The sequence below is a fragment of the Agrobacterium sp. MA01 genome, assembly GCF_009650195.1.
Taxonomy (GTDB): Bacteria; Pseudomonadota; Alphaproteobacteria; order Rhizobiales; family Rhizobiaceae; genus Allorhizobium.
The window spans coordinates 4,479,193-4,490,262 of sequence record NZ_CP045854.1; the positions used below are offsets into that span (position 1 = coordinate 4,479,193).

An 11,070-nucleotide genomic window follows, 5' to 3' on the forward strand; every position below is an offset into this window, starting at 1 on the left:
GGTCCCCGACCTCCCTCTTGCGAGCCATCCGTCCCCGTGCTTAATCGAACTTCAATCGATTGAGATCGCTTCAGAAACCTGTGGGAGGGGGACATGAAGGCAGTGGGTAAGCGCTTGGTTGCGCTCTGCTTCATCATCATCGGGCTGGCCTTCCAGCCGGCCCAGGCATCCCCTGTGGGCGCCCGACACGGTCATGCGCGACTGGTATCGCCTCATTCTCGAACTTGTCCGTCATACGCCGACCTATTCGCCCCCCGTGGCAAGCCGCGCCTTCGCCTATCTCGGGGTCACCGCCTATGAGGCGCTGGCGGCCGGCGACACGACCATGACCTCGCTTGCCGGTCAGTTGAACGGCCTCACCCCAGTACCTCGGCGTGAAGCGGGCCTCGCCTATGACGAGGCCGTCGTCATGCAGGCAGCCCTGTCATCAGCCGCGCGCGAATTCTTCGGCAATACCGGCCCGACCGGTCAGCGCGCCCTGAAGCGCATGACCGAAAAGCTCTCGTCCGAAGTGGCCGTCGGACTTGCCCCCGATCTCGTCGCCCGCAGCCAGGCCTATGGCGAGAGCATAACGGCGCATATCCTTGCCTGGTCGCTGGACGACGGCGGCGCCAAGGTCGAAAACATGGGCTTCCCCCTGGAATTCGCGCTGGGGAGCAACAAGGACAGCTGGGTGCCGACCAGTCTGATCAATCAGCAGCAAATGCCCCTTCTTCCCCAGTGGGGCGAGAACCGTCCCTTCGCCCTGCAGACCGGCAATGGCTGCCCGCTGCCGGCGCCGCCCGTCTACAGCGAGGAAAAGGATTCCGACTTCTACAAGGAAGCGATGGAGGTCTACGAGGCGGTGAACAGCGTGACCGATGAGCAGCGCGCCATCGCCCGCTTCTGGTCGGATGATCCTATGCTCTCGCCGACCCCGCCCGGCCACTGGATCGTGATTGCCCTGAAGGTCCTCGACGAGCAGGAGGCCGGTGCTGCCGAACATGCCGATCTGCTCGCCCGGCTCGGGATTTCGCTCGCCGATGCCTTCATCGGCTGCTGGCATTCGAAATTCGAATATGACCTGCTCCGCCCGGTCACCTATATCAAGCGGGTGATCGACCCCAAATGGGAGCCGATCCTGATCACGCCGCCCTTCCCGGAATATCCCTCCGGCCATTCCACCCAGTCGGGTGCGGCAGCCACGGTGCTGACGGCCTTTTTCGGCGAAAACTTCGCCTTCACCGACAACACCCATGAAAAGGACAAGCTGCCGAACCGCAGCTTCAAGAGCTTCTGGGATGCGGCTGAAGAAGCCGGCATCTCGCGTCTCTATGGCGGCATTCATTTCCGCGCCGCGATCGATCGTGGCCTCGACCAGGGGCGTTGCATCGGCGAAAAGGCGGTCGCCTTGAGGACCCGCGGATGACGGCCGAAGCCATCGCCTCGCACCATCGCCGAACCGCCCTTGCGGCCGCTCTGTTCGCCGCGCTCCAGGCCGGCACAGCGCTTGCCAATGGCGGCCCCCTCGTGCCCCGCTTCACCGACGAAACCGCCTCCAGCGGTATCGTCAGCACCTATCGCGGCGATTGGGAATATATGGTCGGCGGCGGTGCCGGTAGTTTCGACTGCAATACCGATGGCTTCCCCGATCTCGTCCTTGCGGGCGGCGAGGACAAGGCGAAATTCTACCTCAACCGCAGCGAGGATGGCGGCGCTCTCAAGTTCGACGAACAGGTGTCCGGCCTCGAACTCGACAAGGTGATCGGCGCCTATCCGCTGGATGTCGATGGCGACGGGCTGCAGGATGTCGTGCTCTTGCGCTCCGGCGAGAATGTCGTGATGCGCGGCTTGGGCGAATGCCGCTTCGAACGCGCCAACGAGGCTTGGGGCTTCGACGGCGGCGACGCCTGGTCGACGGCCTTTTCCGCCACCTGGGAGCGCGGCAACTCCTGGCCGACGCTTGCCGTCGGCAATTACATCGACCGCTTCGAGGACTTCGAGCCCTGGGGCTCCTGCACCGACAACTGGCTGCATCGCCCGTTGTCCGCTGCCGAGCGTCGCTTCGCCCCGCCGCTCGCGCTCAACCCCTCCTATTGCCCGCTGTCGATCCTCTTCACCGACTGGAACCGCTCCGGCACGCCCTCGCTGCGCGTCTCCAACGACCGCGAATATTACAAGGGCGGCCAGGAGCAGATGTGGCATGTTGAGCCGGGCAAGGCCCCGCGGCTCTACACCCAGGAGGAAGGCTGGAAATACCTGCGCATCTGGGGCATGGGCATCGCTTCCCACGACCTCGATTTCGACGGCTATCCGGAATATTTCCTCACGAGCATGGCCGACAACAAGCTGCAGAGGCTCGCCGAAATCCCCGCCGACGGCAAGCCGAAGCCTTCCTACGCCGATATCGCCTTCGCCAAGGGCGCCACGGCGCACCGGCCCTATACCGGCGGCGAGATCCGCCCTTCGACCGCCTGGCATACGGAATTCGAGGACGTCAACAACGACGGCCGCGCTGATCTCTTCATCGCCAAGGGCAATGTCGCGGAGATGCCCGATTTTGCCGAGAAGGACCCGAACAACCTGCTCGTCCAGGGCGAGGACGGCAAGTTCGTCGAAATGGGCGACAAGGCCGGCATCGCCTCGATGGCCAAGGGCCGAGGTGGGGCGCTGGCAGACTTCAATCTCGATGGATTGGTCGATCTCCTGGTCGTCAACCAGGGCTCGCCCGTCGAGATCTGGCGCAACACCACCGAAGGCGCTGGCCACTTCCTGCAACTGGCGCTGCGCCAGGACGGTCCGAACCGCGATGCGGTCGGCGCCTGGATCGAGGTGAAAACCGGCGATGTCGTGCAGCGCCGCGAACTCACCATCGGCGGCGGCCATGTCAGCGGCAAGACCGGCTGGCATCATTTTGGTCTGGGGGAACAGGCAGAAACCGAGATCCGCGTGCTTTGGCCGGATGGCGAGGTTGGGGAGTGGCAGACGGTGGCGGCTGATGGGCTTTACCTCGTTGGGCGTGGCACGGGGCCAAGGCTGTGGAATCCGGGCGAGGGGATGTGAAGGGGCACGACCCCATCTCCCCCCTTGCGGGGGAGATAGGCTCCGCGCATTCCGCTAGGCCCTCATGCTGAGGTGCCCTCGCAAGGCAAGGGCCTCGAAGCATCCCGCTCTGGTGGCCTCGTGCTTCGAGGGTCGCTTCGGTGCCACCTCAGCATGAGGGGTGGCGGGGTGGCCTCGCCCTTCGAGGCCGGGCAAGCCTGGCACCTCAGGGTGAGGGTGATCTATCAATGTCAAAAACCCCAAGCTTCGCCACCGGTCGGGATTGCTCCCTCCGGGTCGCCTGAAATCTGTCTCGGACGAGGCGCCAGAAGCAACCTGTCTAAGTAGTTTTATGTGGCTCCTTCCGGCGCCCCGTTCGGCGTCTATTCCCGCTGCATGCGTCTCTCTGGCAAGGCCGGCGACGGTCCTCGGGTCAGGCCCGAGGATGACCGGGCGTAGGGTCCGGCTTTGACAGAGCCCTCCCAAGGGAATGTCTGCCAGAGCCTGGCCGGTGGCCCGGGAGGTTCCCGCCGGATGGTGCACCATTCCGACCGGGACCCTCGCCCGGGGGATGATCGTCCGGCCATTCGCGGCCCGGCGCTCATCCCCGCCGTTTTATTCGCCCCGCTGTCTGGATGTTCGCGACGGCGTGGGCGCCTTGTCTGTGTGCCTCTAAGGCACGTCCTTCCGATCGGGGTATCCGGTGACGAGAGCATCCGACCTCGTCACCTTCGTTACCAGCCCCTCGTCCGGAGGGAGACCGTTGCAGCGGGCCGGGAACTCACACCTGCGACAGTGCTCCACCCCGGCGCCGGCCCCGCCTCGCCTGACATCGCATCGTCAGGTGTATCCGAGGGCGGGACGGGCATCAGGGTAAGCGCGTGGAAATGGGCGGGGATGAAAAAACATGTCGGGGTTTGATTTTGTTGAGGAAACTCTCAAAGTCATCCCCCGCCGACTAGGGGAATTGAGGGGGGGCGGCGGCCTCCCTCTTCTCCCCAGCGGGGAGAAGGTGGCGCGTAGCGCCGGATGAGGGGGCGGCGGAGCCGGATTTCGCCGCGCACAGGATCACCATAAACCCGCCAATGCTCTGCAGCATCGCCTTGCGCTTCGCGCCCCCCTCATCTGGTCCTGCGGACCATCTTCTCCCCAGCGGGGAGAAGCGGGAGCGGGCGGCATGCGCAACGCCCATCTCCCCCTTTGGTGGGGGAGAAAGCGATTTCGATGAACTAGGCGAGCGCAAGCCGCCTAAACATCCGAAATCGCCAGAGAGGGGGGCGGTTATCTGGTGCCACCATCGCCGATCCCCTCACCAACAAAGTCTGAAGTTTAGCCCTGATCGGGCTAAGCCTTCGATTTTGTAACCTCCCCCACAAGGGGGAGAGGAGGAACCCGCTAAGCCTTCAGTTTGACTGATAATGTCGAGGCCTCACTCTGCCTCCTCTACCGCAGCCTCCGCCACGCGTTTCTGGATCGACTCGATGCAATTCTTGGCGCTGGACTTCGACTTATACGTTTCCGAGCGCACCATGATTTCGCCATTGGCGGCGCGGAAGCGGACGAAGGTTTCGCCGTTCTTGGCTTCGTCGATCTCGAAACGATAGCCGCTGCCGGTTTCCTGCTTGGTGAGATCAACGACGGGCGCGGCCGGCGCGTTCTTTTTCAATGACTCGACGCAGTTCTTCGCGCTTGCCTTCGAGGCGTAGTTTTCTGACCAGACCATGATCTCGGCATTGTAGACGAACTGGACGCGGAACTCGCCCTTTTCGGTCTTCAGAATCTTGAACTTGTGCATGCCCATCTCCCCTCTACCCATTGGCTTATGATTGCATTCGAATGCTAGCGCGCCTGTGGCAGGCGGGCAAGGAGGGCTCAAAAGCCCTGGAAGAGGAAATCCGTGGCAGCGGTGATCTCGTCGGCGCGGGCGGAGAGATCGGTGACCGAGGGGCCGACAGCAGAAACGGTGACCGTCGTGATGAACTGGGTGAGCATCGCAAAGGTTTCGCCATCGATGGCAAGGCGCGGATTGAGGCGGGGAATGAGGGTCGCAACGTCACCGACCGGTGCGAACGGCACCACCACGCGGGTCGTCAGGGCATCCAGCAGATTGGATTGCACGTCGAGGGCGAGGCTTCCATCGTTCCCGATGCGGTGAACGTGGAAGCGGGTCATGGTAAGAACATTCGGTACTTTGCGAGTGGAAGGCCATGCTTGGCGACATAGTCGTTGGATGCCTGGATCGCCTCGGCGTTCTCGATCTTCCAACGCCGTTCCTTCTCGGCCTTGATGGCGCGGGCGATGCCCTGTTCAGCCGCACCGGTGATGTCGAGGCCGAGCGTTTCAGCCTCGGCTACAAGGGCTTCACTGACCGTCAGGTCATGGACTTTGCGGGCTTCGATCGACATGGGATGGTCTCCGGCTTGCTGAGAATGGGCCGATCAGCCCTTGCCTCGCCCGTCATAGGCTTCCCGCGATGAAAGGATCGCCTCCTTGTGTTCCCGCGACCATTCGACCAGCCCGGCCGTGATGGCCGAAAATCCCAAGCCCCGGGGCGTCAGAGAATAAGTGACCGAAGGAGGGTTGGTGGGTTCGACATGACGGTCGACCAATCCGTCCCGCTCGAGACGGCGCAGTGTCAGCGTCAGCATGCGCTGGGTGACGCCTGACAGCGCGCGCTCAATCTCCCGGTAGCGGCGAGGGCCGGCCGAGAGCTCGGCAATGGCCATGACTGTCCATTTTTCACCGAGGCGATCAAGCGTCAGACGAAGGCCGCAATCTCCATGATCCGGCGTTCCGCAAGGTTCGAGCGTCTCGATCTCGGGCTGGGTCGCGGCGAACATCAATGTGCCTCCTTACGTCGTTCCGGTGGTCGCAATAAATAGATGCGCCCGCAACGAAAAGGACGCAACCCATGATACTGCTCACTGGAGGCTCCGGCCAACTCTCCTCGCTCATCGCGCAAGGCACCAAAGACGCCGGTCTCGACATCTGCATTGGCAGCCGTCTGGCAGAGGAGACGGATACAGGTCGACGCCGGATCGATTTCGACGATCCAGAAACGCTCGACTTCAGCGATGTCGAAACGCTGATGATGATCTCTGCCGGTTACGCGGAGGACGATGTTGTCATCCGCCGCCATGATGCGGTGATCGCGGCTGCTATCCGCTCGGGCGTCCGACATGTCGTCTATACGAGCCTGAGCGGAACGGGTGATCATCTTGCTTTCTCGCTTGCCCATCGATGGACCGAGAAGCGACTGAAGGATAGCGGCCTTGCCTGGACGATCCTGCGCAATGGTCTCTATGCCGAGCTGATCGGGGCACTTGCCGCACCGCTCGATGGCGTGATCCGGGCACCCTTCGGCACCGCGCCGCTATCGCCCGTGGCGAGGCGCGATCTGGCCGATGCCGCATTGGCGGTTCTCAAGGACCCGCGCGCCCATGCGGGCATGATCTACGAACTGTCGGGAGCAGAAGCCTGGAGTGTTGCCGATCTGGCAGCCGTCCTGGGCGCCGCATTTCAGCCATGGAGCCTCGAGAAGCTGCGGGCGTCGCTGGCCGCTGCGCCACTCAAGCCCTTCCAGCCGCCGATGCTGATGTCGATCTATTCCAGTGCGGCCGCAGGATTTCTAAAAGCAGAGAACACGGACCTTCCGGCCCTGATCGCCGGAGCGCCGCGGCCCACCTTGGCGATCGCGGCAGAGGCTGCGCGGGCGGCAGGGTGATGAAGAGGAAACGGCGAGTGGGAGCCTTGGAAAAGGCTCCCTCCAACCCTCACTCGTCGCTCATCTTCAGCGCCGCGATAAACGCTTCCTGCGGGATCTCGACCTTGCCGAACTGGCGCATGCGCTTCTTGCCGGCCTTCTGCTTGTCGAGGAGCTTGCGCTTGCGGCTCGCGTCGCCGCCGTAGCACTTGGCGGTCACGTCCTTGCGCAGCGCCGAGATGGTTTCACGGGCGATCACGTTGCCGCCGATCGCGGCCTGGATCGGGATCTTGAACATGTGCTTCGGGATCAGGTCCTTGAGCTTTTCGCACATGTCGCGGCCGCGCTTTTCGGCTGCCATGCGGTGGACCATCATCGAGAGTGCATCGACCGGCTCGCCGTTGACGAGGATCGACATCTTGACGAGGTTGCCCTCGCGATGGCCGTCGAGATGGTAGTCGAAGGAGGCGTAGCCCTTGGAGATCGACTTCAGGCGGTCGTAGAAATCGAAGACCACTTCGTTGAGCGGCAGCTCATAGGTGATCATCGCGCGCTTGCCGACGTAAGTGAGTTCGGTCTGCACGCCGCGACGGTCCTGACAGAGCTTCAGGATGCCGCCGAGATAGTCGTCGGGTGTCAGGATCGTCGCCTTGATCCACGGCTCGTGGATTTCCGAGATCTTCACCACGTCGGGCATGTCGGCTGGGTTGTGCAGCTCGCGTTCTGTGCCGTCGGTCATGAACAGCTTGTAGACGACGGACGGGGCGGTCGCGATCAGGTCGAGATCGAATTCGCGCTCGAGGCGCTCCTGGATGATTTCGAGATGCAGCAGGCCGAGGAAGCCGCAGCGGAAGCCGAAGCCGAGTGCTGCAGAGGATTCCATTTCGAAGGAGAAGGAGGCGTCGTTGAGGCGCAGCTTGCCCATGGCAGCGCGCAGGTCTTCGAAGTCAGCGGCATCAACAGGGAAGAGGCCGCAGAACACGACCGGCTGGGCCGGCTTGAAGCCCGGCAGCATCTTGGCGGTCGGGCGCTTGTCTTCGGTGATGGTATCGCCGACGCGCGTGTCGGCCACTTCCTTGATCGAACCGGTGAAGAAGCCGATTTCGCCCGGGCCGAGTGAATCCACGGCAACCATCTTCGGGGTCAGCACGCCGACGCGTTCGACAGCATACTTTGCGTCCGTGCCCATCATGCGGATGGTCTGGCCCTTGGTCAGCACGCCGTCTAGCACGCGGACGAGAACCATGACGCCGAGATAGGTGTCGTACCAGCTGTCGACGAGCAGGGCCTTCAAGGGGGCCTTTTCGCCACCTTCGCTCTTCGGCGCCGGCAGCTTGTGCACGATGGCTTCGAGAACGTCGGGGATGCCAAGACCGGTCTTCGCCGAAATCAGCACGGCTTCGGAGGCATCGATGCCGATGACTTCTTCGATCTGTTCCTTGATGCGCTCGGGCTCGGCGGCCGGGAGGTCGACCTTGTTGAGGACCGTCACCAGCTCGTGATTGTTGTCGATCGCCTGGTAGACGTTCGCCAGCGTCTGGGCTTCGACGCCCTGGGACGCGTCGACGACCAGCAGCGAGCCTTCGCAAGCCGACAGGGAGCGCGAGACTTCATAGGCGAAGTCGACGTGACCGGGCGTGTCGATCAGGTTCAGCACATAGGTTTCGCCATTGTTGGCCTTGTAGTGCAACCGCACCGTCTGGGCCTTGATGGTGATGCCGCGTTCCTTCTCGATCTCCATGTTGTCGAGGACCTGCTCCGACATCTCGCGATCGGCGAGGCCGCCGGTCGACTGGATCAGGCGGTCGGCCAGCGTCGATTTGCCATGGTCGATATGGGCGACGATGGAGAAGTTGCGGATATGGCTCAGGGGCGTGCGATCGGTGCTCATGGCTCGCGCATATAGCAGCGAGCTCGGTCAACGCCTAGCGGGAAATTGTCGCGATCGGCTGGAAAACCGGGGTTGTCACACCCCGAACTGTTCCGGCCAGTCGCGGCGGGTGGCGACCTGGCCCTCCGTGCGCAGGCGCCGGACGGTATCGAGGTCGATCTCGGTGATCAGCCAGTGGCTCTCTTCGACCTCGTCGCTCTCGCTTTCGGCATAGATGCCCGATGGTGGCATGCCGTAGTCGGAGGGCACGTAAAGGGCGGCGCGGCCGCGGTTTTCGTCGAGCGCCGGCGACCACGGGGCGGTGCCCGCGGTGGGTGACGAAAGGACGGCGATCTGGTTTTCCAGCGCCCGGGCCTGGGCGCCGATGCGGACGCGATAGGCGCCGGCGAGTGTATCCGTGCAGGAGGGCGCGAGGATGAGGTCTACGCCCTGGTTTGCGAGGGTGTGGGCCAGCATCGGGAACTCGTTGTCGTAGCAGATGAGGATGCCGAGCTTGCCGAGTGGGGTGTCGAAGGCGGTGAGCCCGTCGCGTCCGGCGGCGATTCCCCATTGCTCGCGTTCGAAGCGGGTCATGATGATCTTGTCCTGATGACCGATCAGGCCGTCCGGGCCAAAGAGGAAGGCGCGATTGCGGTATTGACCGTCCGGGTCGAGCACGGGGGCGGAGCCGGGCTGCAAGACGATTTCGTGGGTGCGGGCAAGCTCCTCGCAGAGTTCGACCCAGGCCGGGATCAGCGGCTGGATGCCGGCGATCGAGCCGGTGAGGTCGGAGCGGGTTTCCGGATCGAGCTGGCCGGCGAGCACGAGGCCGGCATATTCCGGCAGGAGCACGAGCTTTGCGCCGCGCTCGACCGCTTCATGCACCAGGCGCGTCAGGTGGAGGACGTAGTCTTCCCAGCTCTCAATCAGATCGATCTTGTACTGGCAGGCGGCGAGGGTCAGAGCGGTCATGGTGAAAGATCTCGAATCCAGAAGGAAAGCGGCTTCGGGCTTTCGACTGATGCGTCGAGGTCGCGCCAGGTGAAGGTGGTTCGAAGCTCGGGGTGATGGGTATAACCGCGTTTTTGCCAGAAGGCATTGAGCGGCTGGTAGTCGGCCGGGCGGCGCGGATGGTCGAGGGGGCGCTCGACGGCGCAGAAGGTGGTGTAGCGCAGACCGAGTTTCTTCGCCTGCGCCTCGCGACCCTCGAAGAACTTCACGCCGATGCCCTGACCGCGATACTCGGACAAAAGCACGCTTTCGCCGAAATAGAAGAACTCTTGCGGATCGAGCCCGACCTCGAGAAAGGGGCGCTTCACCTCTTCCGTCTCACCGGCCATCGGCGTTCCTGTGGCAACCCCGACCACCTCGTCACCATCGATCGCCAGCACAAAGACCGAGCCTTCGGACTTGGCATAGGTCGACAGATAGGTCTGCTCGTAATCCGGATTTCCCTCGTAGAGATAGGGAAAGGCCCGGAAGACGGTGGATCTGAGCCGCGCGAGGTCGCCGAAGAAGGGCGTCGCGTCGCTGCCGGAAAAGGATTGGATCGTAAGCGCCATAGAGTGTTTTCAGTCCGTTGCGGAGTGGTTATACCCATCTGCGACCACCCAAGAAAGCAATTCCACGACGAGGAGTGACCGATGACCGCCGCAGCCACCATCCGCGCCTATTACGATGCCTTCAATGCCGGCGACATGGACCGTTTCCTCGCGCTGCTGACCGATGACGTCGCGCACGACATCAACCAGGGTGCCCGCCAGACGGGGAAGGAAGCGTTCTCGAAGTTCATGGACCACATGAACCGCTGCTACCGGGAAGAGCTCACCGACATGGTGGTGATGGTCAACGAGGACGGCACGCGGGGTGCGGCCGAATTCATCGTCAACGGCACTTATCTTTCAACCGACGAGGGCCTGCCGGAAGCCAATGGCCAGACCTACCGCCTGCCGGCGGGCGCCTTCTTCGAAATCCGCGACGGCAAGGTCGCCCGCATCTCCAACTATTACAGCCTTCCCGACTGGATCGCCCAGGTCGGCGGCTGACAAAACGAGAAAGAGCCACCACGCATAGGCGTGGCGGCTCTTCTGCCGGCATTGTGCCAGGCACTGATCGATCAGTTGACCGACCAGTCGCGCTTCACGGTATCGCCGTCCTTCGACAGATGGACGTGCTGATCGACATGATCGACCCAGTCGAGCGGGATGTAATGGTGCTGGCCATCAGCGGAATCGTTCTTGGTCAGCTTGATGCGGCTTGCGCCATCCATATGGTCAACGGTGCCGACATGGGCGCCGTCCTGGGCAAGAACTTCCATGTGTTCGCGGATCTGATCTGCAGAAATCATTGGTCATGCTCCTCTTGGGTTGGGGTGTCGGAGAAAGGCGCGACGGGCGGCATTTGTTCCGGGGCGCTTCGCCGCAGAAGGCATGAGACAGGCAAGGGAACATCCATGCTTCAGATGCATTGATAGGCA

Annotated in this window: 12 protein-coding genes; 4 read left to right on the forward strand and 8 right to left on the reverse strand. The window is 62.9% G+C overall.

Annotation, left to right across the window (positions count from 1 at the left end; all coding sequences use genetic code 11):
• Window positions 1-193 precede the first annotated feature (193 nt).
• Window positions 194-1,408: a vanadium-dependent haloperoxidase gene (locus GH983_RS21375; RefSeq protein ID WP_246727455.1), complete on the forward strand. Its 1,215-nt coding sequence runs from the start codon at window positions 194-196 to the stop codon at window positions 1,406-1,408.
• The gene (locus GH983_RS21380; RefSeq protein ID WP_153763441.1) at window positions 1,405-3,042 is read left to right on the forward strand and encodes a CRTAC1 family protein; all 1,638 of its coding nucleotides are present in this window, start codon (window positions 1,405-1,407) and stop codon (window positions 3,040-3,042) included. The genes GH983_RS21375 and GH983_RS21380 overlap by 4 nt, the downstream gene beginning before the upstream one ends.
• Before the next feature lie 1,408 nt (window positions 3,043-4,450).
• Here the strand turns inward: GH983_RS21380 and GH983_RS24580 are convergent.
• The 4 genes from GH983_RS24580 to GH983_RS21400 form a co-directional block, all read right to left on the reverse strand.
• Window positions 4,451-4,816, reverse strand: coding sequence for a YegP family protein (locus GH983_RS24580; protein ID WP_153763442.1), 366 nt, complete (start codon window positions 4,814-4,816; stop codon window positions 4,451-4,453).
• A gap of 77 nt (window positions 4,817-4,893) precedes the next feature.
• Window positions 4,894-5,193: a CcdB family protein gene (locus tag GH983_RS21390; RefSeq protein ID WP_153763443.1), complete on the reverse strand. Its 300-nt coding sequence runs from the start codon at window positions 5,191-5,193 to the stop codon at window positions 4,894-4,896.
• The gene (locus GH983_RS21395; RefSeq protein ID WP_069042543.1) at window positions 5,190-5,426 is read right to left on the reverse strand and encodes a type II toxin-antitoxin system CcdA family antitoxin; all 237 of its coding nucleotides are present in this window, start codon (window positions 5,424-5,426) and stop codon (window positions 5,190-5,192) included. The genes GH983_RS21390 and GH983_RS21395 overlap by 4 nt, the downstream gene beginning before the upstream one ends.
• Before the next feature lie 33 nt (window positions 5,427-5,459).
• A complete protein-coding gene (locus GH983_RS21400; RefSeq protein ID WP_069042542.1) occupies window positions 5,460-5,861 on the reverse strand; it encodes a helix-turn-helix domain-containing protein in 402 nt (133 codons plus the stop codon).
• 71 nt (window positions 5,862-5,932) lie between these two features.
• Here GH983_RS21400 and GH983_RS21405 point away from each other — a divergent pair, with 71 nt between their 5' ends.
• Window positions 5,933-6,745, forward strand: a complete 813-nt coding sequence (locus GH983_RS21405; protein ID WP_153763444.1) for an NAD(P)H-binding protein — start codon at window positions 5,933-5,935, stop codon at window positions 6,743-6,745.
• Between the two features lie 49 nt (window positions 6,746-6,794).
• Here the strand turns inward: GH983_RS21405 and lepA are convergent, their stop codons facing one another.
• The 3 genes from lepA to GH983_RS21420 all read right to left on the reverse strand — a co-directional run bounded on the left by lepA (window position 6,795) and on the right by GH983_RS21420 (window position 10,156).
• Window positions 6,795-8,615 (reverse strand): translation elongation factor 4, encoded by a 1,821-nt coding sequence (gene lepA, locus GH983_RS21410; RefSeq protein WP_069042540.1) that lies wholly within the window; start codon window positions 8,613-8,615, stop codon window positions 6,795-6,797.
• Window positions 8,616-8,690: 75 nt separating this feature from the next.
• Entirely contained in the window at window positions 8,691-9,566 is an 876-nt protein-coding gene (locus GH983_RS21415) for a carbon-nitrogen hydrolase family protein (RefSeq protein ID WP_153763445.1), read from the reverse strand.
• Window positions 9,563-10,156 (reverse strand): GNAT family N-acetyltransferase, encoded by a 594-nt coding sequence (locus GH983_RS21420; protein ID WP_153763446.1) that lies wholly within the window; start codon window positions 10,154-10,156, stop codon window positions 9,563-9,565. Before GH983_RS21420 ends, GH983_RS21415 begins: the two co-directional genes overlap by 4 nt.
• A gap of 81 nt (window positions 10,157-10,237) precedes the next feature.
• Here GH983_RS21420 and GH983_RS21425 point away from each other — a divergent pair, with 81 nt between their 5' ends.
• Entirely contained in the window at window positions 10,238-10,639 is a 402-nt protein-coding gene (locus GH983_RS21425; RefSeq protein WP_069042537.1) for a ketosteroid isomerase-related protein, read from the forward strand.
• A 71-nt stretch (window positions 10,640-10,710) separates the two neighbouring features.
• Here GH983_RS21425 and GH983_RS21430 read toward each other — a convergent pair whose 3' ends face one another.
• Window positions 10,711-10,941 (reverse strand): DUF2171 domain-containing protein, encoded by a 231-nt coding sequence (locus GH983_RS21430; RefSeq protein ID WP_069042536.1) that lies wholly within the window; start codon window positions 10,939-10,941, stop codon window positions 10,711-10,713.
• Window positions 10,942-11,070 lie beyond the last annotated feature (129 nt).